The 22,058-nt window shown below is 55.6% G+C and carries 25 protein-coding genes; 7 read left to right on the top strand and 18 right to left on the bottom strand.

Translation table 11 applies throughout. The features are described from left to right. The first annotated feature begins 3 nt into the window (after positions 1-3). A complete protein-coding gene (gene mutS, locus NA197_RS06850) occupies positions 4-2,571 on the top strand; it encodes a DNA mismatch repair protein MutS (RefSeq protein ID WP_001005807.1) in 2,568 nt (855 codons plus the stop codon). A gap of 55 nt (positions 2,572-2,626) precedes the next feature. On the opposite strand, the gene NA197_RS06845 is transcribed toward mutS, so the two are convergent. Both NA197_RS06845 and NA197_RS06840 read right to left on the bottom strand, forming a co-directional pair. Further along, positions 2,627-3,007: a DUF4440 domain-containing protein gene (locus NA197_RS06845; protein ID WP_064042859.1), complete on the bottom strand. Its 381-nt coding sequence runs from the start codon at positions 3,005-3,007 to the stop codon at positions 2,627-2,629. Further along, positions 3,004-4,212, bottom strand: coding sequence for an MFS transporter (locus NA197_RS06840; protein ID WP_064042860.1), 1,209 nt, complete (start codon positions 4,210-4,212; stop codon positions 3,004-3,006). The genes NA197_RS06845 and NA197_RS06840 overlap by 4 nt, the downstream gene beginning before the upstream one ends. Positions 4,213-4,299: 87 nt before the next feature. On the opposite strand from NA197_RS06840, the gene NA197_RS06835 reads away from it, so the two are divergent. After that, complete coding sequence (locus NA197_RS06835) at positions 4,300-5,232, top strand: LysR family transcriptional regulator (RefSeq protein ID WP_074181571.1); 933 nt, start codon at positions 4,300-4,302, stop codon at positions 5,230-5,232. A 41-nt stretch (positions 5,233-5,273) separates the two neighbouring features. Here the strand turns inward: NA197_RS06835 and NA197_RS06830 are convergent, their stop codons facing one another. From NA197_RS06830 to ltnD, 6 genes are read right to left on the bottom strand one after another with little or no spacing between them, the layout of a single operon-like run. After that, positions 5,274-6,770 carry a GntP family permease gene (locus NA197_RS06830; protein ID WP_000202719.1) on the bottom strand — a complete coding sequence of 499 codons (1,497 nt, stop codon included), beginning with the start codon at positions 6,768-6,770 and terminating at the stop codon, positions 5,274-5,276. After that, on the bottom strand, positions 6,767-7,717 hold the full coding sequence (gene denD / locus NA197_RS06825; protein ID WP_001165727.1) for a D-erythronate dehydrogenase: 951 nt from the start codon (positions 7,715-7,717) through the stop codon (positions 6,767-6,769). Before denD ends, NA197_RS06830 begins: the two co-directional genes overlap by 4 nt. Before the next feature lie 39 nt (positions 7,718-7,756). Further along, positions 7,757-8,533: an HPr family phosphocarrier protein gene (locus NA197_RS06820; protein ID WP_064042862.1), complete on the bottom strand. Its 777-nt coding sequence runs from the start codon at positions 8,531-8,533 to the stop codon at positions 7,757-7,759. Positions 8,534-8,537: 4 nt separating this feature from the next. Further along, positions 8,538-9,176, bottom strand: coding sequence for a 3-oxo-tetronate 4-phosphate decarboxylase (gene otnC, locus NA197_RS06815; protein WP_000209068.1), 639 nt, complete (start codon positions 9,174-9,176; stop codon positions 8,538-8,540). After that, a complete protein-coding gene (otnK, locus tag NA197_RS06810; RefSeq protein ID WP_023204586.1) occupies positions 9,173-10,435 on the bottom strand; it encodes a 3-oxo-tetronate kinase in 1,263 nt (420 codons plus the stop codon). The genes otnC and otnK overlap by 4 nt, the downstream gene beginning before the upstream one ends. After that, the gene (gene ltnD / locus NA197_RS06805; protein WP_023234652.1) at positions 10,429-11,352 is read right to left on the bottom strand and encodes an L-threonate dehydrogenase; all 924 of its coding nucleotides are present in this window, start codon (positions 11,350-11,352) and stop codon (positions 10,429-10,431) included. Before ltnD ends, otnK begins: the two co-directional genes overlap by 7 nt. 196 nt (positions 11,353-11,548) lie before the next feature. On the opposite strand from ltnD, the gene ygbI reads away from it, so the two are divergent. After that, on the top strand, positions 11,549-12,313 hold the full coding sequence (gene ygbI / locus NA197_RS06800; RefSeq protein WP_000613179.1) for a DNA-binding transcriptional repressor YgbI: 765 nt from the start codon (positions 11,549-11,551) through the stop codon (positions 12,311-12,313). An 18-nt stretch (positions 12,314-12,331) separates the two neighbouring features. Here the strand turns inward: ygbI and NA197_RS06795 are convergent, their stop codons facing one another. Further along, positions 12,332-12,736: a MarR family winged helix-turn-helix transcriptional regulator gene (locus tag NA197_RS06795; RefSeq protein ID WP_000423338.1), complete on the bottom strand. Its 405-nt coding sequence runs from the start codon at positions 12,734-12,736 to the stop codon at positions 12,332-12,334. A gap of 170 nt (positions 12,737-12,906) precedes the next feature. On the opposite strand from NA197_RS06795, the gene NA197_RS06790 reads away from it, so the two are divergent. From NA197_RS06790 to NA197_RS06780, 3 genes are read left to right on the top strand one after another with little or no spacing between them, the layout of a single operon-like run. Next, positions 12,907-13,500 carry a non-oxidative hydroxyarylic acid decarboxylases subunit B gene (locus NA197_RS06790; RefSeq protein ID WP_001237181.1) on the top strand — a complete coding sequence of 198 codons (594 nt, stop codon included), beginning with the start codon at positions 12,907-12,909 and terminating at the stop codon, positions 13,498-13,500. Further along, positions 13,500-14,927 (top strand): non-oxidative hydroxyarylic acid decarboxylases subunit C, encoded by a 1,428-nt coding sequence (locus NA197_RS06785; RefSeq protein WP_000863168.1) that lies wholly within the window; start codon positions 13,500-13,502, stop codon positions 14,925-14,927. Before NA197_RS06790 ends, NA197_RS06785 begins: the two co-directional genes overlap by 1 nt. A 10-nt stretch (positions 14,928-14,937) precedes the next feature. Next, on the top strand, positions 14,938-15,174 hold the full coding sequence (locus NA197_RS06780) for a non-oxidative hydroxyarylic acid decarboxylases subunit D (protein ID WP_000562964.1): 237 nt from the start codon (positions 14,938-14,940) through the stop codon (positions 15,172-15,174). A gap of 44 nt (positions 15,175-15,218) precedes the next feature. On the opposite strand, the gene rpoS is transcribed toward NA197_RS06780, so the two are convergent. Both rpoS and nlpD read right to left on the bottom strand, forming a co-directional pair. Then, positions 15,219-16,211 carry an RNA polymerase sigma factor RpoS gene (rpoS, locus tag NA197_RS06775; RefSeq protein ID WP_000081498.1) on the bottom strand — a complete coding sequence of 331 codons (993 nt, stop codon included), beginning with the start codon at positions 16,209-16,211 and terminating at the stop codon, positions 15,219-15,221. Between the two features lie 62 nt (positions 16,212-16,273). After that, on the bottom strand, positions 16,274-17,356 hold the full coding sequence (gene nlpD / locus NA197_RS06770; protein ID WP_226996199.1) for a murein hydrolase activator NlpD: 1,083 nt from the start codon (positions 17,354-17,356) through the stop codon (positions 16,274-16,276). Between nlpD and NA197_RS06765 the strand changes: the two genes are divergently transcribed. Beyond that, positions 17,286-17,444: a peptidase gene (locus NA197_RS06765; protein WP_223148970.1), complete on the top strand. Its 159-nt coding sequence runs from the start codon at positions 17,286-17,288 to the stop codon at positions 17,442-17,444. The two genes, nlpD and NA197_RS06765, sit on opposite strands and share 71 nt — an antisense overlap. Before the next feature lie 138 nt (positions 17,445-17,582). On the opposite strand, the gene NA197_RS06760 is transcribed toward NA197_RS06765, so the two are convergent. The 7 genes from NA197_RS06760 to NA197_RS06730 all read right to left on the bottom strand — a co-directional run bounded on the left by NA197_RS06760 (position 17,583) and on the right by NA197_RS06730 (position 22,024). Then, a complete protein-coding gene (locus NA197_RS06760) occupies positions 17,583-18,209 on the bottom strand; it encodes a protein-L-isoaspartate(D-aspartate) O-methyltransferase (protein ID WP_000253545.1) in 627 nt (208 codons plus the stop codon). Next, on the bottom strand, positions 18,203-18,964 hold the full coding sequence (gene surE, locus NA197_RS06755) for a 5'/3'-nucleotidase SurE (RefSeq protein WP_064042863.1): 762 nt from the start codon (positions 18,962-18,964) through the stop codon (positions 18,203-18,205). The genes NA197_RS06760 and surE overlap by 7 nt, the downstream gene beginning before the upstream one ends. Beyond that, positions 18,945-19,994 carry a tRNA pseudouridine(13) synthase TruD gene (gene truD / locus NA197_RS06750; RefSeq protein ID WP_000134246.1) on the bottom strand — a complete coding sequence of 350 codons (1,050 nt, stop codon included), beginning with the start codon at positions 19,992-19,994 and terminating at the stop codon, positions 18,945-18,947. The genes surE and truD overlap by 20 nt, the downstream gene beginning before the upstream one ends. Continuing rightward, entirely contained in the window at positions 19,991-20,470 is a 480-nt protein-coding gene (ispF, locus tag NA197_RS06745) for a 2-C-methyl-D-erythritol 2,4-cyclodiphosphate synthase (protein ID WP_001219244.1), read from the bottom strand. Before ispF ends, truD begins: the two co-directional genes overlap by 4 nt. After that, a complete protein-coding gene (gene ispD / locus NA197_RS06740) occupies positions 20,470-21,180 on the bottom strand; it encodes a 2-C-methyl-D-erythritol 4-phosphate cytidylyltransferase (protein WP_000741641.1) in 711 nt (236 codons plus the stop codon). The genes ispF and ispD overlap by 1 nt, the downstream gene beginning before the upstream one ends. An 18-nt stretch (positions 21,181-21,198) precedes the next feature. Further along, a complete protein-coding gene (gene ftsB / locus NA197_RS06735; protein WP_000517480.1) occupies positions 21,199-21,510 on the bottom strand; it encodes a cell division protein FtsB in 312 nt (103 codons plus the stop codon). Between the two features lie 190 nt (positions 21,511-21,700). Then, entirely contained in the window at positions 21,701-22,024 is a 324-nt protein-coding gene (locus NA197_RS06730; protein ID WP_001537530.1) for a DUF3561 family protein, read from the bottom strand. Positions 22,025-22,058 lie beyond the last annotated feature (34 nt).

The raw sequence follows: 22,058 nt of genomic DNA, 5'->3' as shown, positions 1-22,058 counted from the left end.
AATATGAATGAGTCATTTGATAAGGACTTCTCCAACCACACCCCGATGATGCAGCAGTATCTCAAGCTGAAAGCCCAGCATCCGGAGATCCTGCTCTTTTATCGTATGGGAGACTTTTACGAGCTGTTTTATGACGACGCAAAGCGTGCGTCGCAGTTGCTCGATATTTCGCTGACCAAACGCGGCGCATCGGCTGGCGAACCTATCCCTATGGCGGGTATCCCGCACCACGCCGTAGAAAACTACCTCGCGAAACTGGTCAATCAGGGCGAATCCGTCGCTATTTGCGAACAGATTGGCGATCCGGCCACCAGCAAAGGTCCCGTTGAACGTAAGGTCGTGCGTATCGTTACGCCTGGCACCATCAGCGATGAAGCCCTGTTACAGGAGCGTCAGGATAACCTGCTGGCGGCTATCTGGCAGGATGGTAAAGGCTACGGTTACGCCACGCTGGATATCAGCTCCGGGCGCTTTCGTCTGAGCGAACCCGCCGACCGTGAAACGATGGCCGCAGAGCTGCAGCGCACCAATCCCGCCGAACTGTTGTATGCCGAAGATTTTGCTGAAATGGCGTTAATAGAGGGACGCCGGGGTCTGCGCCGTCGCCCGTTGTGGGAGTTTGAGATTGATACCGCCCGCCAGCAGTTAAATCTGCAATTCGGTACGCGGGATCTGGTCGGTTTCGGCGTCGAAAATGCCTCGCGTGGATTATGTGCGGCAGGCTGCCTGTTACAGTACGTAAAAGATACCCAGCGCACCTCCCTGCCGCATATTCGTTCCATTACGATGGAACGCCAGCAGGACAGCATCATTATGGATGCCGCGACCCGCCGCAATCTGGAAATTACCCAGAACCTGGCCGGCGGTGTCGAAAATACCCTCGCCGCGGTGCTTGACTGTACCGTGACGCCAATGGGTAGCCGAATGCTTAAACGCTGGCTGCATATGCCGGTACGAAATACCGACATATTGCGTGAACGCCAGCAGACCATCGGCGCCTTGCAGGACACCGTCAGCGAACTGCAACCGGTGCTGCGTCAGGTCGGCGATTTGGAGCGTATCCTTGCGCGTCTGGCGCTGCGCACCGCACGTCCGCGCGATCTCGCCCGAATGCGTCACGCCTTTCAGCAACTGCCGGAATTGCACGCTCAGCTTGAAACCGTTGACAGCGCGCCGGTACAGGCGTTGCGTAAAAAAATGGGCGATTTCGCCGAACTGCGCGACCTCCTGGAACGCGCCATTATTGACGCGCCGCCGGTACTGGTCCGCGACGGCGGCGTTATTGCGCCCGGCTACCATGAAGAGCTGGACGAATGGCGCGCGCTGGCGGATGGCGCCACCGATTATCTCGATCGTCTGGAAATTCGCGAACGCGAGCGTACCGGGCTGGATACGCTGAAAGTCGGCTATAACGCGGTACATGGTTATTACATTCAGATTAGCCGTGGTCAAAGCCATCTGGCGCCCATCAATTATGTGCGTCGCCAGACGCTGAAAAATGCCGAACGCTACATTATTCCTGAGCTAAAAGAGTACGAAGATAAAGTTCTGACCTCGAAAGGCAAAGCGCTGGCGCTGGAAAAACAGCTATATGACGAATTGTTTGATCTGCTGTTGCCGCATCTGGCCGATTTACAGCAGAGCGCCAACGCGCTGGCGGAGCTGGATGTGCTGGTTAACCTGGCCGAACGCGCCTGGACGCTGAATTACACCTGCCCGACATTTACCGATAAACCCGGTATCCGTATTACCGAAGGTCGCCACCCGGTGGTTGAACAGGTACTGAATGAGCCGTTTATCGCTAACCCGCTCAACCTGTCGCCGCAGCGCCGGATGTTGATCATTACCGGCCCCAATATGGGCGGTAAAAGTACCTATATGCGGCAAACGGCATTGATCGCCCTGCTGGCCTATATCGGCAGTTACGTTCCGGCGCAAAACGTGGAAATCGGCCCCATCGACCGTATTTTTACCCGCGTCGGCGCAGCGGATGACCTGGCCTCCGGGCGTTCGACCTTTATGGTGGAGATGACCGAAACCGCGAACATTCTGCATAATGCCACGGAAAACAGTCTGGTATTGATGGATGAAATCGGGCGCGGTACCTCCACGTATGACGGGCTGTCGTTGGCCTGGGCCTGCGCGGAGAATCTCGCGAATAAGATTAAAGCGTTAACGCTGTTCGCTACCCACTACTTCGAGCTGACCCAATTACCGGAGAAAATGGAAGGCGTGGCGAACGTCCACCTGGATGCGCTAGAACACGGCGATACTATCGCGTTTATGCACAGCGTGCAGGACGGCGCGGCAAGTAAGAGCTATGGCCTGGCGGTCGCGGCGCTTGCGGGCGTCCCTAAAGAAGTCATCAAACGCGCGCGCCAAAAACTCCGCGAGCTGGAAAGCATCTCGCCCAATGCGGCGGCAACGCAGGTGGACGGCACGCAAATGTCGTTGCTTGCCGCCCCGGAGGAGACATCGCCCGCCGTTGAAGCGCTGGAGAATCTCGATCCGGACTCCCTGACGCCACGCCAGGCGCTGGAGTGGATCTATCGGCTGAAAAGTCTGGTGTAAACGTGTCAGACCCGATAGCGCCGCGCTATCGGGTCTGCGCGCCGGAACAGGCTTTTCAAGCTGTGACTGTCGTTTCATGTAAATGACGCCAGACTATCCGTCTTCTTTCCCTTTTTAAAATGACCGTCGACCAGCGTACCGTCTCAGCCTGGCCCGGCAGTTGCTGGCGCTCACGATAACGCAGCGCGGCGCCTTCCGGCCACTCCGCCACAAGGTCAATGTGCTCAACCACGATAACCAGCCCCGGGCGACACGCGCGCTGCGCCTGGAAAAAAGCGCCCAGCGCCGGATAATCCAGACAAATACCTCCTGGCGTTATCATCGTAAAATCAACAGCGAAACGTGCTATCAACGCCTCCAGGCTACCCATCCCCTTACTAAGCCAGTTCTCAATCGCCGCATGGGCGTGAATAATATCTTCTTTATATGGATTCATGATCTTTCCTTTTTCAGGCACAGAAGCGCCTGTCTATTGTTTAGACAGACAGCGTAAATAAGGGGCAGCAGGGTGATACCGGCGGCGGCAATAAAGGTCCAGCGATAAGCAACCTCAAGCGACATAACGCGCTGGAGCGCGTTTAACAGCAGCGTCAACAGCGTCGCGCCAAGGAAAAAGCTGAGCTGACGATTAAGATTCCATAGCGCGCTGGCGTCAGGCATGTCCCGGCGAGCAATAGTCAGGAAAGCGCCACTCTGCGCAGTACTGCTGCACAAACTGCCGCCAGCGCCCATTAAGGCGAATATCATCATCAGTACACGGTGCGATGTCGCAGGCGTAACGTTAGTTAAAAGCAGTATCCCTGCGGCCTGAAGAAGACAGCCGACGATAATCAGCGGACGCGGCCCAAGCCGATTGAAGTAACGTCCGGTAAGCATAATGGCGACAAATGAAGCGATCGACCAGGGGATCATCAGCGACCCCGCCGCCGCAGGCGATAGCTGCGCGACGTTCTGTAGATAAAACATCCCGACCACGCTGATACCAATGAACATACCCGGTACGCACAGATAGACGATCATGGCAAAACGCAGCAGCTTGTCCATCAACAAAGGCAGATGGAGCAATCTTGCTGACGCCATTGTCGTCGACGCAACGTTCAGCCAACAATAAGCGAGCAATAAAGTGAGAACGGCCACTGGCAGCGTGGCAAAGAATATCCAGCGCCAGCCGCACGTTTCCACCAGCAGCCCGCCAATCGCAGGCGAACATGCCGGCGCCAGTAGCGCCACCATCATGACAACCGATGACACGCCAGCGCGTTCATGCGGTTTAAACTGTTGCCAGGTTAACGCCTGACCAACCGGGATCAATAAGCCACCGCCCGCCCCCTGCACAATACGCCAGAAAACAAGGCTGTGTAAGGAATTGGCAAAACCTGCGGCAGCGGCGGCAACGCTAAACAGAATGAGCGAAAATATGATCAGCCGTCGTGCGCCGAGATAACGCGAAAGAAACGCGCTAAACGGAACGATCAGCGTTAATCCTGCGATATAACCGTTACTCACCCATGCCAGCGCCGATATGGACGTATGCAGCTCCACGGACATCGCAGGAAAAGCCACGCTGGCAATAAACAGATTAATCAGATCAAGAAAGAAGCCGAGCAGGTAAACCACTGCCACTTTACTGCGATACGTCATTATGCATCCTCCGTCAGAGGCGCTAATGTAGCCGTCCGGAGAAAGCCAGATAAGTCCGCGCTTCAACGATATACTGTCAAAATAATTTTGACAGTAAAGGAGCTCGCCATGCTCAATTTGCAGCGTATGTCGCTGTTTATCGCCGTGGTAGATAGCGGCAGCTTCACGGCCGCCGCCGCCGCATCGGGCCAAACAAAAGCGGTAGTGAGTTTTAATATTCGGCAGCTTGAAAAAGAGCTTGGCGTAACGTTACTGCTACGTTCCACCCGACGACTGACGCTCACAGACGCCGGCGTCCTCTTTTACCAAAAAGGCGTGAATTTACTCAATGCCGCGAAAAATTTGCAGGATGAAGTGCGTGCCAGCCATAGTGGGCTGGGCGGCGAGTTACGTATTACCACTACGCCCGAGTTTGGCGAACAGGTGGTCATTCCGGTACTGGCGCAGTTTAGTCAGCGCCATCCCGATCTCCGTATTCGGCATATGTCCTCATCACATCATGCCGATTTAATTGCCGAGCGCTTTGATGTGGCGATTCGGCTTGGCTCGCTGGCGGACTCCCGCTATCGCGCCGCGCTGATATCCCGCTTTACCATTCTGCCGGTCGCCGCGCCGCAGTGGCTCGCCCGCCACCCCGTGTCGTCGCTGGAGTCGTTGGCCCAGGCGGAATGGATTATTCATGAGCGATTACCTACGCCGCTACGGTGGACAGTAACGAATAATCATGGCCAACACTCACGCCTGGAGATAAGCAAAGCCGGCAAAATTTCTGTCGACAGCGCGCGCTCGCTGATGGCCTTCGCTCTCGCGGGAAGCGGCGTCGCATTACTGCCGCAATGGTTAGTCAACACCGCACTGGAGGATGGAACGTTAATTCACGTGTTACCCGACTATCATTTTCCCCGTCAGGGCATTTATGCCGTTTATCCGGACGCCCGCCATGTATCGACAAAAGTACGCGCATTTATTGATTTTTTACGTTCGCAATGGGATTGCGGGGAGTACGCCCCATCATTGTAACCAGTCCGGGAGCATTGCGCTCCCGGACGGATAATACCGTCTTAATCCTTAACTACCAGCTTGTCTTTGATCCCCTGCGCCTGCCAACGCACCCACAGCATAATTGCCGCCAGAACGACGATCGGCAGTAACGGATCGAGCCAACTGCCGCCGGAACCGAACAGCAGGTTTATCAGCGCCACGCCGGTGCCGCCAATCGCCCAGGCAATGGTCGTCGGTACAGACCAAACCACCATCTGCTGTTTGACATCAGAGACGCCCATCATGCGGTTAACCACCCAGAACAGGCTGTCGTTGAAGTAGCCGAAGAACAGCGACCCCATCGTTGCGGCCTGAGCGGCAAGCAACATATTGATGCCGGGGATCTGCGCCAGGATCGGCGCGGAAATCGAGGCGGCAGTGATCATCGCCACCGTCCCCGATCCCTGAATCAGGCGTACCAGCGTCGCCACGATAAACGGGATCAGGATCGGCGAGATCGGCAGGTTGGCAACCTGCTCCGCCAGCTGTTGCCCCGCGCCGCTGTCGCGCAGGATCGCGCCCAACGCGCCGCCAGCGCCCGTGACCAGTAAGATAATCCCGGCGCTTTGCAAGCCCTCTTCCAGACGCTCTGCAGTGGTATGTTTATCCATGCGCGGCACCAGCGTATACACCGCCAGCAGAACGCTGATGGCCAACGCGATCACCGGACTTCCCACAAAGTTGATTGCCTGTACCACCGGATGCGTCGCCAGGCCGGACCATCCTTCTATGGTGGCGAGAGTGGAGCAGATAGCCTTCAGGAAGATCAGCACGATCGGCACCACAATAGGCAGCAGAGAGAGCGTCAGGCTCGGCAGATCCTTTTGCTCTTTCTCTTTATTGTACTGCTCCAGCGCGGCATTAACTTCATCGGCGTTCAGCGTACGCGGCACGAAATCAGGGTAGCGTTTATCCAGCCACTGCGCATAGAACACAATGCCGATCACACAGGGCACCGCCAGCGCCATCCCGGTCAATAACATTGCGCCGATGTCGACGTTAAAAATCCCGGCTACCCCCAGCGGACCGGGCGTCGGAGGTACCGTATGGTGCGTGACCACCAGCCCGCCCGCCAGCGCGACGCCCAGCGTCAGTAGCGAACGTTTACCGCTTTTCGCCAGCGCTTTCGCCACCGGATAAAGAATGACAAAAGCGGAATCGACGAAAATGGGGATGCTGACAATATAACCCGTGATTGCCAGCGCCCACTCTTCACGGCGTTTCCCCAGCCATTTGATAAAGCTCCAGGCGATACGCTCCGCCGCGCCGGAAACCTCCAGCAAGCGCCCCATCATTACGCCGAGACCAATCACCAGGCCAATGCTGCCCAGCGTCGTACCGAATCCGCTGGTGATGACAGAGAGCGTTTTATCAATGCCCATTCCCCCCAACAGACCGGCGATACAGGCTGCCGCCAGCATCGCGATCAGCGCATGAACACGGGTGCGTAACACCAGCCATACCAGCACGAAAACGGCAACGATCAGGCCGATAATTGGGGTCGGTAAACTTGTCATGACCTCCCCTCCATATCATCTTGTCGAAAGCGTTCAATAATGTCATCGAAGCGTTTATCGGCGACAAAACCTAACGCCAGCGCACGCTGGTTATCGATACGTCCCGGCCAGGAGGCGACAATTTTCTCGACGCCTTCGTCGCGCTGATGCGTAACCCGATCGCGCGCCGCCTGGCCGCCCGCCTGACGCAACGTTTCCAGCATCTCGCCCACGGTTACGCTGATCCCGGGTAAGTTGATGCTGCTCGCCTCGCCAGGCGCGGGTAACGTTGCGGCCAGCGACAGGTTATGGATCACCGTCGCCGGGCTGGAAATCCACAGCCGCAAACTTTCCGACACCGGACAGATGGTCGTCTCGCCCTGCAACGGTTCACGAATAATCGCGCTGACAAAAGAAGAAGCGGCGCGGTTTGGTTTACCCGGGCGAACACAGATCGTCGGCAAACGCAGCGCCAGCCCATCCACATAGCCTTTGCGGGTATAGTCGTTGACCAACAGTTCACAGGCGGCCTTCTGCGCGCCATAAGACGAGCGCGGCGTGAGCGCGGTGGTATCGGTGACGCATTCCGGCAGCGTACCGCCATAAACGGCAAGCGAGCTGGAGAAGACAAAACGAATTTTCTGCGGTTGCCGACGACACGCCTCAAGTAACTGGCGGGTAAGATCCAGGTTAACTTTCCATCCCAGATCGAAATCGTCTTCCGCATGACTGCTGACAATCGCAGCGAGATGATAAACAACAGAGGTATTAGCGGTAATCACATTCTCCAGTACGCCCGGCTGGGTTAAGTCAGCTTCCAGGCAGCGTAAACGAGGGGAATCTGATAACCGTGCAGGCATTTTTAAATCAACAAGAAGCAGTTCGTTAAACGCCAGCGATGAGTTTAATAAGGCGCTTGCGAGTTTCTGGCCTAAAAAGCCGCCCCCGCCGGTAATGATAATCTGCATCCGGATGTCCTCTTTATTGTTGTGTAGGGTAGTTCAGGGTTAGCGCCAGGCGTTAAACCAGCCAAGCCCGTCCTGAGTGGTATTCCGTGGTTGGTATTCGCAGCCTATCCAGCCGCGATAACCTACGTCATCGAACAGCCGGAACAGCCACGGGTAGTTGATCTCGCCATCATCCGGTTCATGTCTGTCCGGTAGCGAGGCGATTTGTACATGGGCATAGCGGCCCGCATACTCGCGAATCAGGTGACTCAAATTGCCATCCACTTTTTGCGCGTGGAAAGTGTCGAGCTGGATGAACACATTCGGGCGGTCAACCTCTTCTGCGATGCCCAGCGCCTGATATTGGCTGGAAAAGAGGTAGCCGGGTTTAACGCCGGGACTCAGCGCTTCGATCAAAATACGTTTATCGTGGGCGGCAAACCGGTCGGCGGCATAACGCAAATTATCGATAAACGTGGCGCGATAACGTGCGCCATCAGCGCCGTCCGGCACTACGCCCGCCATGATGTGAACCTGCTCGCATTCCAGCGCCAGAGCGTATTCCAGAGCCAGATCGATATCGGCGCGCGCGTCGTGTTCGCGCCCCGGTAGCGCGGCACGTCCCCACTCGCCCGCCGCGGTATCGCCCGCCGAAGTATTAAACAGCGCCAGCGTCAGATCATGACGCGATAGCTGGGCTTTAATCTCGCTCGCGGCAAAGCCGTAGGGGAACAGAAACTCAACGGCCTGAAAACCGGCTGCGGCAGCGGCGGCAAAACGCTCGATAAACGGCGCTTCGGTAAACATCATCGACAAATTGGCGGCAAAACGCGGCATCGGGTTATCTCCTTAACTGCGCAATTTCTTCGGTGGTTAAATAACGAATCGGGCGTTCGCCAAGGATAAAAATCAGCTTTGCCGTCTCTTCCAGCTCCTCGGTATTATTAGCGGCTTCCTGCAAATTCTCCCCGCACACGACCGGCCCATGATTAGCCAGTAAAAAGGCCTGATGCCGGGCCGCCAGCGCAGCCAAATCGCGAGCAATTCGGTCATCCCCCGGGCGATAGTAGGGAACCAGCGGAATGTCTCCCATCCGCATCACCACATAGGGGGTAAACGGGCGAATCACATTTTGCGGGTCCAGCCCTTCGAGACAGGAAAGCGCCGTTGACCAGGTGCTGTGCAGATGTACCACGGCCTTGCAGCAAGGGTTATTGCGATACAACGCCAGATGAAAACGCACCTCTTTAGACGGTTTATCGCCGCTGAGCCATTCGCCCTGCGGGTCCACTTTGGATAGCCGCTGCGGGTCGAGATTACCCAGACACGAACCGGTGGGCGTCGCCAGAATATTGCCGTCCGGCAGTAGCAGCGAGAGATTGCCTGCCGAGCCGGTGGCATAGCCGCGCTGGAAAAACGAGGCGGCTATCCTGACCATCTCTTCTCGCAAAGCGTGCTCTTCTTTTGCCAGTGTCGTCATACCTGAAACTCCCTTTGAGCGCGGATGAAAAAGGATTCATCGCCAAAATTGCCTGACTTTAGCGCCAGCGAGACTGGCGCATGGAGCGCGTTGACCCACGGCACGCCGGGTGAAATGCACGGTCCAATGTGGAAACCGGTAATACCGAGGCTTTGCGTCACCACGCCCGAGGTTTCGCCGCCCGCCACAATAAACCGGGTGATACCGCCTTCCGCTAAGCGAGCGGCCAGCAGGGAAAAGAGCGCCTCTACCGCATAGCTGGCTTCGGTAGCGCCATATTGCTGCTGGATGGCAGCCAGCGCCTGCGTGGAGGCGGTGGCGCTAATCATTGGCGCCAGTTCGCTGTCCTGACTGAACACCCACTGCGCCAGCGCTTCGGCGTAGGCCTCGCGCGCCTCGGATGACAGGCAGCGCGCCACGTCAACGTCGCGTGTGGGAGCATGTTGTCGATAGAAGGCCACCTGCTGATTCGTCATTTGCGAACAGGAACCGGAAAGCACCACCGCGCGACCGCTCAGCGGATAGCCTGCGGAACGGGCCTGAGAAACGCCGTGCTTCGCCCACTGACGCGCCAGCCCCATTGCCAACCCGGAACCGCCAGTCACCAGCGGGGCATCACGCAAAACCTCGCCCTGGATTTCCAGGTGCCGCTCATTGAGCGCGTCAAGTACCGCGTAGCGATATCCTTCCTGCTGTAAACGCGACAGCGCCGCACGGGTCGCGGCAACGCCTTCATCAAGCGTCTGAGCCGGAATAACGCCGCAGCGCCCTTGCGCCTGCGCTTCCATCAGACGCGGCAGGTAGCTGTCGGTCATCGGATTGATAGGGTGGTGGCGCATACCGGACTCCGCCAGCAAGTGGTTCATGACAAACAGATAGCCCTGATAAACCGTGCGTCCGTTAACCGGCAGCGCGGGAGAAATCACGGTAAATGAGGTATCCAGCGCCACCATCAGCGCATCGGTGACCGGGCCGATATTGCCTTCGGCGGTACTATCGAAAGTCGAGCAATATTTGAAATAGACTTGCTGGCAGCCCTGTTTTTTCAGCCATACCAGCGCCGCCAGCGATTGTTTTATCGCCTCTTGCGCCGGGCATGAGCGGGTTTTCAGGCTGATAACCACCGCGTCGCACCCTTCCGGTTGCGTCCCGGTTGGGACATCATTGATCTGCACTGTTGGCATCCCGTTTTCGACCAGAAAACTGGCGATGTCAGTCGCGCCGGTAAAATCGTCGGCAATGACGCCAATTTTTAACATGACGACTCCTCAGGCGTAACGCCAGGCAGAGTAATCCCTGAGAAAATTTTGATCACAGCGCTGTCATCCTCTTTGCCATAACCGGCGTTACTGGCGCTGGTGAACATATTTAACGCCGTAGAGGCCAGCGGTAAGGGGAAGCGCAGCGCTTTCGCCGTGTCGGCAACGAGCCCCAAATCTTTGACAAAAATGTCGACGGCCGAACGCGGGGTATAGTCGCCGTCAACGACATGCTGCATACGGTTTTCGAACATCCAGGAGTTTCCGGCGGCATGGGTCACGACGTCATACATCACGTCCAGAGGAATACCGGCCCGCGCGGCCAGCGCCATCGCTTCGGCCGCCGCTGCAATATGCACGCCAGCCAGCAGTTGATGAATGATTTTGACGGTTGAGCCTGCGCCCGGCGTATCGCTGATGCGATAAACGTTGCTGGCAACGGCGTCCAGCACAGGCTTCAGGCGGGTAAACGCCGCCTCGCTCCCGGAGGCCATCACCGTCATTTCGCCCTGCGCCGCTTTTACCGCGCCGCCGGAAACCGGCGCATCCAGCATGTTAAGATTCAATGCCGTCAACGCCGCGGCGATCTCTTGCGCGTCGGCGCTTGAGATCGTAGACGAGACCATCACCGCGCCTCCGGGTTTCATCAGATGGGCGACGCCATCCTCACCGAATAACACCTGTCTGACCTGGGCGGCATTGACGACCAGAATGACTAACGCATCCACGACGCCGGCGAACTCCCTGGCGCTGGCGGCAGCTCCACAAGCCCCTTCAGCAAGAAGATTCGCGCACGCTTGCGGGTTAAGATCGGCCCCCCATGTGGAAAGCCCGGCGCGCAGGCATGAACGCGCAGCGCCCATTCCCATTGAGCCAAGTCCCACAATGCCGACATGAAAATCAGTTCCTGTTGTCATTATCACTCCATGTTAATTTACGTGATATTATGTTTTGTTATGTGAATATAGGCGTTTTTGTAAACAATTGCGGTGAGTTGTTTCACAAAAAATAACAAAATGTGTTATTTTTTGTGAAGGCAATCCTCATAGAACTTCACACGCTGTGACGAGAAATCGCGTAAAATCGCGACAGGACTAAAGAAAGGAGCAGACGTTGATACCTACTGAGCGTCGACAAATCATTCTTGATATGGTAGCGGAGAAAGGCATCGTCAGTATCGCTGAACTGACCGAGCGCATGCATGTATCCCACATGACTATCCGCCGTGATTTACAAAAACTGGAGCAGCAAGGCGCGGTAATCCAGGTCTCTGGCGGCGTGCAATCATCGACTCGCGTGGCGCACGAACCCTCGCATCAGATCAAAACCGAACTGGCGACGCCGCAGAAAGCGGCAATTGGCAAACTGGCCGCCAGCCTGGTACAGCCAGAAAGCTGTATCTACCTTGATGCAGGTACGACCACGCTGGCGATCGCCAGGCAGCTGGTTACGATGAATAAACTTACGGTGGTGACCAATGATTTCGTTATCGCCGATTACCTGATGGACAATAGCGATTGCACAATTATTCACACTGGCGGGGCGGTATGCCGGGAAAACCGGTCGTGCGTCGGTGAAGCCGCGGCGACGCTTTTGCGCGGGCTGATGATTGACCAGGCCTTTATTTCCGCCTCTTCCTGGAGCGTGCGCGGTATTTCAACGCCGGCAGAAGATAAAGTCACGGTGAAACGGGCCGTCGCCAGCGCCAGCCGCCAAAAAATTCTGGTGTGCGACGCGACCAAATACGGCCAGGTCGCGACGTGGCTGGCGTTACCGCTGGCGGAATTCAACCAAATCGTCACCGATGACGGCCTGCCGGAAAGCGCAATTCGGGCGCTGGCTAAAGTGGATATCTCACTGCTGATGGCCAAACAATAGCGAAGCGGCGCAAGCCGCTTACGTCATCATCTTGCGTACCAGTTGCGTAAACTGTTCGCGTTCTTCAGCGCTCAGTCGCCCCAAAAATTCATCGTCAACGCGATCCCCCAGTGGTATCGCGGCGGCGAGCAACGTTTGGCCCTGAACGGTGAGATAGACAAAACGCCGACGTTTATCCAGCGGATCGTTTTCTCGCTTTACCAGCCCACGATTTTCCATCCGGCTTAACATCTCCGCCAGCGTCGCTTTAGTGCTGACCGCCGCTTCGGTCAGATCGACCTGTTCAATACCCGGATGTTCAGCAATAACGCGCATCACCGCATATTGAGGTTTGGTGAGCTCCGGTAGTTCATGCTGCCAGCGTGCGGTATGTTGCTGAAAAAGTTGGCGTAACAGATGAAACGCGGTGTTTCGTAACTCCATGAGCGCTCCGGATAAATTAACTTTTTCTATCATAACGACTTATGCACGGTTTTTTAATGACGAATGCTTTAGCTAAACGTGCGCAGGCGTCGGGAGCGATCTTGTCGCAAAGGCCGTGTGGGCGTATTTTGATCAAAATGTTCGTATACGAACGATATTTGAGGTAAGAAATGAGATTGATTGTGGGGATGACCGGTGCGACCGGCGCGCCGCTTGGCGTCGAGCTACTCCAGGCATTGCGGGCGATACCTGATGTTGAAACGCATCTGGTGATGTCAAAGTGGGCGAAAACCACTATTGAACTGGAGACGCCCTACACGCCCGCTGAGGTAGCCGCCCTGGCAGATTATTGTCATAGCCCGGCCGATCAGGCGGCAACCATTTCCTCCGGCTCATTTCGTACCGACGGCATGATTATTATCCCCTGCAGTATGAAAACACTGGCTGGGGTTCGCGCCGGCTATGCCGAGGGGCTGGTGGGACGCGCTGCCGATGTCGTGTTGAAAGAGGGTCGCAAGCTGGTGCTTGTGCCGCGGGAAATGCCGCTCAGCACGATTCATCTGGAAAACATGCTAGCGCTTTCTCGTATGGGGGTGGCGATAGTGCCGCCCATGCCCGCGTTCTACAACCTGCCGCAAACCGTTGACGATATTATCCAGCACATCGTAGCGCGCGTTCTCGACCAGTTTGGTCTGGAGCATACGCGCACGCGCCGCTGGCAAGGACTGCGACAGGCAGCAAATTTTTCACAGGAGAATGGATAATGGCATTTGATGATTTGCGCAGTTTTTTACATGCGCTGGATCAGCAGGGACAACTGCTGAAAATCAGCGAGGAAGTGAATGCGGAGCCGGATCTCGCCGCCGCTGCCAACGCAACGGGACGAATCGGCGATGGCGCGCCCGCGCTGTGGTTTGACAATATTCGTGGTTTTACCGACGCCCGCGTGGCGATGAATACCATCGGTTCCTGGCAGAACCATGCCATCTCACTGGGTTTGCCGCCTAACACGCCGGTTAAAAAACAGATCGATGAATTTATTCGCCGCTGGGACAATTTTCCGGTTGCGCCGGAGCGCCGCGCCAATCCAGGCTGGGCGGAAAATACCGTCGACGGCGACGCGATCAACCTGTTTGATATCCTGCCGCTGTTTCGTCTGAACGACGGCGACGGTGGATTCTATCTGGATAAAGCCTGTGTGGTATCACGCGATCCGCTCGATCCCGATAACTTCGGCAAGCAGAATGTCGGCATCTACCGTATGGAAGTTAAAGGCAAGCGTAAGCTGGGTCTGCAACCAGTGCCGATGCATGATATCGCATTGCACCTGCACAAAGCTGAAGAGCGCGGAGAAGATCTGCCGATTGCGATCACGTTGGGTAACGATCCGATCATTACCCTGATGGGCGCAACGCCGCTGAAATACGATCAGTCAGAGTATGAAATGGCAGGCGCGCTGCGTGAAAGCCCCTATCCTATCGCCACCGCGCCGCTGACCGGTTTTGATGTGCCGTGGGGATCTGAAGTCATTCTTGAAGGGGTCATCGAAAGCCGTAAACGTGAAATTGAAGGACCGTTCGGCGAATTTACCGGCCACTATTCCGGCGGTCGCAACATGACCGTGGTGCGTATCGATAAGGTCTCTTACCGCAGCAAACCCATTTTTGAATCGCTCTATTTGGGGATGCCGTGGACGGAAATCGACTACCTGATGGGGCCGGCGACCTGCGTGCCACTGTATCAACAGCTGAAAGCCGAATTTCCGGAAGTGCAGGCGGTAAACGCCATGTACACCCACGGCCTGCTGGCCATCATCTCGACCAAAAAACGCTACGGCGGCTTTGCCCGCGCGGTGGGCCTGCGAGCGATGACAACGCCGCACGGTCTGGGATATGTGAAGATGGTGATCATGGTCGATGAAGATGTCGATCCATTCAATCTGCCACAGGTGATGTGGGCATTGTCGTCGAAAGTGAATCCGGCAGGCGATCTGGTACAGCTACCGAATATGTCCGTCCTGGAACTGGATCCGGGCTCAAGCCCGGCGGGGATTACCGACAAGCTGATCATTGACGCCACCACGCCGGTTGCGCCAGATAACCGTGGTCACTATAGCCAGCCGGTTGTTGATTTACCGGAAACTAAAGCCTGGGCTGAAAAGCTGACCGCCATGCTGGCCAACCGTAAATAAGGAGTAACCGATGATTTGTCCACGCTGTGCCGATGCACATATTGAACTCATGGCGACTTCGCCGGTAAAAGGAGTCTGGACGGTATATCAGTGTCAGCATTGTCTGTATACCTGGCGCGATACCGAACCGTTACGCCGTACCAGCCGCGAACACTATCCACAAGCGTTTCGCATGACGCAAAAAGATATTGATGACGCGCCAATGGTGCCGAGTATCCCGCCGCTGCTGGCAGAAGACAAACGGTAAAAAAAAGGCCAGTCTGTCGACTGGCCTTTTTTTGACAAGGGTACTTACTCGCGGAACAGCGCTTCGATATTCAGCCCCTGCGTCTGCAGAATTTCGCGCAGACGGCGCAGGCCTTCAACCTGAATCTGACGAACACGTTCACGCGTAAGACCGATTTCACGGCCTACATCTTCCAGTGTCGCAGCTTCATATCCCAGCAGACCGAAACGGCGCGCCAGCACTTCACGCTGTTTGGCGTTCAGTTCGAACAACCATTTGACGATGCTCTGTTTCATATCGTCATCTTGCGTGGTGTCTTCCGGACCGTTCTCTTTTTCATCGGCCAGGATGTCCAGCAACGCTTTTTCGGAATCACCGCCCAGCGGGGTGTCTACCGAGGTAATGCGCTCGTTGAGACGAAGCATACGGCTGACGTCATCAACCGGTTTATCCAGTTGCTCTGCAATTTCTTCCGCACTCGGTTCGTGGTCCAGTTTATGCGACAACTCACGTGCGGTGCGCAGGTATACGTTCAGCTCTTTAACAATGTGAATCGGCAAGCGAATCGTACGGGTTTGGTTCATAATCGCCCGTTCGATTGTCTGGCGAATCCACCAGGTTGCGTATGTTGAGAAGCGGAACCCGCGTTCCGGGTCAAACTTCTCGACTGCACGGATAAGCCCCAGGTTGCCCTCTTCAATCAGGTCCAGCAACGCCAGTCCACGATTGCCATAACGGCGGGCAATTTTTACCACCAGACGCAGGTTACTCTCAATCATGCGACGGCGAGAAGCGACATCTCCACGCAGTGCGCGACGCGCAAAATAGACTTCTTCTTCGGCTGTTAACAGTGGTGAATACCCAATCTCACCAAGGTAAAGCTGAGTCGCGTCCAACACACGCTGTGTGGCCCCTTGCGATAACAGCTCTTCTTCAGCCAGGTCGTTATCACTGGGTTCCTCTTCACTCAAGGCTTTTTCGTCAAAAGCCTCTACTCCGTTCTCATCAAATTCCGCGTCTTCATTTAAATCATGAACTTTCAGCGTATTCTGACTCATAAGGTGGCTCCTACCCGTGATCCCTTGACGGAACTAGCAAGTCAAAGCCTGGTTCCGCCGCTTTATCGCTGCGGTAAATAACGCAGCGGGTTTACGGATTTCCCCTTGTAACGAATTTCAAAATGCAAGCGTGTAGAGCTGGTGCCGGTGCTACCCATAGTAGCGATTTTTTGCCCCGCCTTAACTTCCTGTTGTTCCCGGACCAGCATCGTATCATTATGGGCGTAGGCACTCAGGTAATCATCGTTATGTTTGATGATAATAAGATTACCGTAACCACGCAGTGCGTTACCGGCATATACGACGCGCCCATCAGCGGTTGCGACGATAGCCTGTCCCTTACTGCCTGCAATGTCGATCCCTTTATTGCCCCCTTCGGAAGCGCCAAAGTTTTCGATCACTTTGCCATCCGTCGGCCAGCGCCATGCGGAAATCGGCGCGCTGGTTGACGTACTGCTTGCATTTGGTTCGGTCGTGCTTATCGTTGGTGCCGTTACAGGCGCTGTGACAACCGTCCCAGCAGGCTTGTTGTTTGGCAACATTTTGTTAGCACTTTGTTCACCTGAGCCCTCAGAATACGTAATTGTTGGTTGAGACGCAACTGCAACGGTGGAATTTTGTGCAGACCTGGTCACAACTCCTTGCTGTGCTGCATCCGCCTGGGTGATCGCATTTCCGCCAGTAATTGGCGTACCGGATGCGTTACCAACTTGCAAAGTTTGCCCTACATTCAGGCTATACGGGGCAGAAATACTGTTTCTCTGGGCCAGATCGCGGAAATCGTTCCCGGTAATCCAGGCGATGTAAAAAAGCGTATCACCCTTTTTCACGGTGTAAGTACTGCCACCCGTATAGCTACCTTTCGGAATATTCCCATACTGGCGATTGTATACAATTCGCCCATTTTCCATCTGCACGGGCTGTTCCGTGACAGGTTGAGTTTGCATGGGCTGCGTTACAGGACGCTGAACGGGTTGAATTTGCGGCGCTTGTTGCGGCGTTTGTTGCGTCGTCGCGCCCATTTTTGGCGGCGGTGTGATCAACATCCCGGAATTGGTATTTGATGATGAACCACTGTCCACAGACGTAACCGGCGCCGGAGGGTTTGACGAACTGGTACAACCTGCCAGCCATAGTGAAACCAGTGATAGTGCCGCAATGCGACTAACGGTGAATTTTGGGCTTCCCGCGCTCATTTATCCCCCAGGAAAAAATTTGGTTAACAACCAGTGACGTAAGAACCGTGCAACGCATTAAGTGAACACGGGAAAATGTGTTCACGATACGCTTAACCCACCGGGAATAACCAGGAAAACTCCAGGTATTCGTTTCGGCTTCATCAGGCGTAAGAGTGGGTGTTTGCAGGGCAAACTAGGCCAGCTCTCCCTTGACTAACGGGACGAAGCGAACGGCCTCCACGGTATCGATAATAAATTCGCCGCCCCGGCGACGCACGCGTTTCAAAAACTGCTGCTCATCGCCCACGGGCAGAACAAGAATGCCGCCTTCATCCAACTGTGCCATGAGCGCGGTAGGAATTTCCGGCGGCGCGGCCGTCACAATGATAGCGTCAAACGGCGCACGCGCCTGCCAGCCTTGCCAGCCATCGCCATGACGGGTAGAAACATTATGTAAATCGAGCTGCTTCAGGCGGCGACGCGCCTGCCATTGCAGCCCCTTAATCCGCTCAACGGAGCAAACGTGATGTACCAGATGCGCCAGAATCGCCGTCTGATAGCCGGAACCGGTGCCAATTTCCAGCACCCTGGATTGCGGCGTCAGTTCGAGCAGTTCCGTCATTCGCGCCACCATATAGGGCTGCGAAATCGTCTGACCCTGGCCTATCGGCAAAGCGATATTTTCCCAGGCCTTATGTTCAAACGCTTCATCAATAAATTTCTCGCGCGGCACTGCGGCAAGCGCATTAAGCACCTGCTCATCTCTGATGCCCTGCGCGCGCAATTGTTCAAGAAGAGCCTGTACACGTCCACTTACCATTGCGTGCCAACTCCCACGCTGTCTAACCAGTCTGAAACCACATCATGCGCGCTGTGCGCGGTTAAATCCACATGCAACGGCGTGACGGAGACGTAGCCTTCATCCACCGCCGCGAAATCGGTATCCGGCCCGGCATCGTATTTATCGCCTGGCGGGCCAATCCAGTACAATGTATTACCGCGCGGATCTTCCTGCGGGATTACTTTATCCGCTGGATGGCGGCTACCACAGCGAGTCACGCGGATGCCTTTAATCTGCGCTAACGGTAGATCCGGGACATTCACGTTGAGAATACGCCCGGTACGCAACGGCTCCCGGCTTAACCCTCGCAAAAGCGCGCAAGTCACGACCGCAGCCGTATCATAATGCTGATAGCCGTTAAGGGAGACCGCTAATGCCGGAAAGCCGAGATGACGACCTTCCATCGCCGCGGCGACAGTACCGGAATAGATCACATCATCGCCCAGATTCGGACCCGCGTTAATACCGGAAACGACAATATCCGGACGCGGACGCATTAAGGCATTAACGCCCAGATAGACGCAATCGGTCGGCGTCCCCATCTGTACGGCGATATCGCCATTATCAAAGGTAAAAGTACGAAGCGAAGATTCCAGCGTGAGGGAATTAGACGCGCCGCTGCGGTTACGATCCGGGGCTACGACCTGTACATCAGCAAACTCACGCAGCGCTTTCGCCAGCGTTTGTATACCGGGCGCGTGAACCCCGTCATCGTTACTCAGCAATATGCGCATAATCACCCATTGTGTTGATCAGTTCCCTTACTACGCTGGTGGCAAAACTGCCTGCGGGCAGCCAGAAACGTAACTCGACGGTAACGTCATCCCACCAGTTCCAGCTTAATTGTTGCGGATAAAGCAGCATCGCTCTGCGCGACGCCTCTACTTTTTCGCGCAGCAACAGCGATTGCAACACCGTTTCCTGGGCAATGGCATCTTGCTCAAACGCCAGCGCCGCACGCTGTGTTCCCCACTCTCCGCTGCCCGGCAACGACGCTGTAATCATCAGCTCTTTTTCGTCTACCCGGCGCTGCAATTCAGGCAGTTCTTCAGATGTCGCGACGAACCAGCTTCCACGCCCCGCTAATTGTAGCGCATCGCCGTCAACAACTTGATTAAAGTCTGGTTTCTTCAGCCGCTGGTGAACAATTTGATTAAACAACGCGCTACGTGCCGCCGACAACCAAAAACTGCGTTTATTGCGATCGCGCACCGGCGCGTTACTTTGCGCCCAGCGCAGCGCGCCCTGCAAGTTGCTGCCGCCAATGCCGAATCGTTGTGCGCCGAAATAGTTCGGCACGCCGCCATCGCGAATCGCCTGCAATCGTGTTTCGACATCGCGGCGATCGCTTATTTCACGCAATACCAGCGTAAAGGCATTGCCTTTCAGCGCGCCTAAACGCAGCTTACGCTTGTGACGCGCGTATTCCAGTACTTTACAACCTTCCAGCTGAAAGGCGCTGAAATCGGGCATCTCTTTCCCCGGCACGCGCGCGCACAGCCACTGCTCGGTAACGGCGTGTTTATCTTTTTGCCCGGCAAAGCTCACTTCGCGAGCGTGAATTTTCAGGAATTTCGCCAGCGCGTCAGCGACAAAACGGGTATTGCAACCGTTTTTCAAAATACGCAGCAGAATGTGCTCGCCTTCACCATCCGGCGTAAAGCCTAAATCTTCGACCACCACAAAATCTTCCGGATTCGCTTTCAGCAATCCGCTACCTTGTGGTTTTCCGTGCAGCCAGGTGAGATTGTCAAACTCTGTCATTTCGCCGCCTTCATCAGCAACGCGACCGCTTCGCAGGCAATGCCTTCTCCGCGTCCGGTAAATCCGAGCTTTTCCGTCGTCGTCGCCTTCACGTTAACGTCATCCATATGGCAGCCGAGATCTTCGGCGATAAAGACGCGCATTTGCGGAATATGCGGCAGCATTTTCGGCGCCTGCGCAATAATGGTGACATCCACGTTGCCGAGGGTGTACCCCTTGGCCTGAATACGACGCCAGGCTTCACGCAGTAGTTCGCGGCTATCCGCTCCCTTAAATGCCGGATCGGTATCCGGGAAGAGCTTGCCGATATCGCCAAGCGCCGCCGCGCCCAGCAGCGCATCGGTCAGCGCATGTAACGCCACATCGCCATCGGAATGCGCCAATAGCCCTTTTTCATAAGGGATACGCACGCCGCCAATAATAATCGGCCCTTCTCCGCCAAACGCGTGTACGTCAAAACCGTGTCCAATTCGCATTATGCTTTCTCCTGGTGGATGGTTCGGGTCAGATAAAATTCCGCCAGCGCCAGATCTTCCGGACGGGTGACCTTGATGTTATCCGCGCGACCTTCTACCAGCGCCGGATGAAAACCACAATACTCCAGCGCTGACGCCTCGTCGGTGATGGTCGCGCCTTCATTCAGCGCACGCGTCAGACAATCGTGCAAGAGTTCGCGGGGGAAAAACTGCGGGGTGAGCGCGTGCCATAAATCGGCGCGCTCTACGGTATGGGCAATCGCGTTTTTCCCCGGTTCGCCGCGTTTCATGGTGTCGCGCACCGGACTGGCGAGAATACCGCCGACCCGGCTGTTTTCGCTGATGGCCAGTAACCGCGCAAGGTCATCCTGATGCAAACAGGGTCTTGCCGCGTCGTGCACCAGCACCCACTGCGCCTCTGCAACGGCCTGTAACCCGGCCAAAACGGAATCAGCGCGTTCGTTGCCGCCATCCACAACGGTGATTTGCGGATGATCCGCCAGCGGAAGTTGGGCAAAGCGATGATCGCCAGGGCTGATAGCAATAACAACGCGTGTCACCCGAGGATGCGCCAGCAGCGCATGAACTGAGTGCTCCAGAATGGTTTTATTACCGATTGAGAGATACTGCTTAGGACATTCTGTTTGCATTCGGCGGCCAAATCCGGCCGCCGGCACCACGGCGCAAACGTCCAATAAAGTGGCTGCCATGTTAAATCCCTGGATGGTTTATCGATGAGTTTGCCCCGCCGTTGCCGCGCGTTTTGAGGCGTCAGGCACCAGACGATAGAAGGTTTCGCCCGGTTTGGTCATGCTAAGTTCGTTGCGCGCGCGCTCCTCTATCGCTTCCTGGCCGCCATTGAGATCGTCAATTTCGGCAAAAAGCTGATCGTTACGCGCTTTAAGTTTGGCGTTTGTCGCCTGCTGCGCGACCACATCATCGTTGACGCGGCTATAGTCATGTATGCCGTTCTTACCGAACCACAGCGAGTACTGTAGCCAGACCAGTAAAGCCAGCAACAGCAGCGTTAGTTTACCCATCCTGCCCCCTGAAAAACGGCATCATCATCCCATAACGTCCTCTGTGACTCCACATTCAGGACGGGATTGCCGCGACAACGCCGGCAAATGTACCACATTTGCCGGATGTTACGTATACCCGAGTAAGGAGAACATAATCTCATTGTTGGTTACGGTTTGAATTATGACCGGAGGCGCAGTGATAACCCGTCTACCCTAATAGCCATATGAATAACGCGCCGAACAGCGCGCCTACGGCCAGTAGAGTAAACATGATGCTAAAAAGTATTTTGCCCTTTACCAACAGATGCAACGCAATGCCGATAATCACCGATACCGGCATTAACGCGAGGAAAAAGGGCCAGGTATAGAGGAAAAAAAACAGCGTGTTAGGGCCATAAAGCAGAAAAGGGATCCCCAACGCCAGCAGCCATGACACAAAGCCGACCACCGCCCCCGGAAATGCACTGGTGGCGTCATCGTCGACCATGAAGGCGTCTGACCTTGTGAAAGTAATGTTATGGCTATTACGCATATTAAATCCTGTAACCTTGACCATACCGGGCATA

Origin of the sequence: Salmonella sp. NW884, assembly GCF_051700745.1 — a bacterium.
In the GTDB taxonomy this organism is placed as follows: Bacteria; Pseudomonadota; Gammaproteobacteria; order Enterobacterales; family Enterobacteriaceae; genus Salmonella; species Salmonella enterica.
This window is presented reverse-complemented; position numbering and strand designations above follow the sequence as displayed.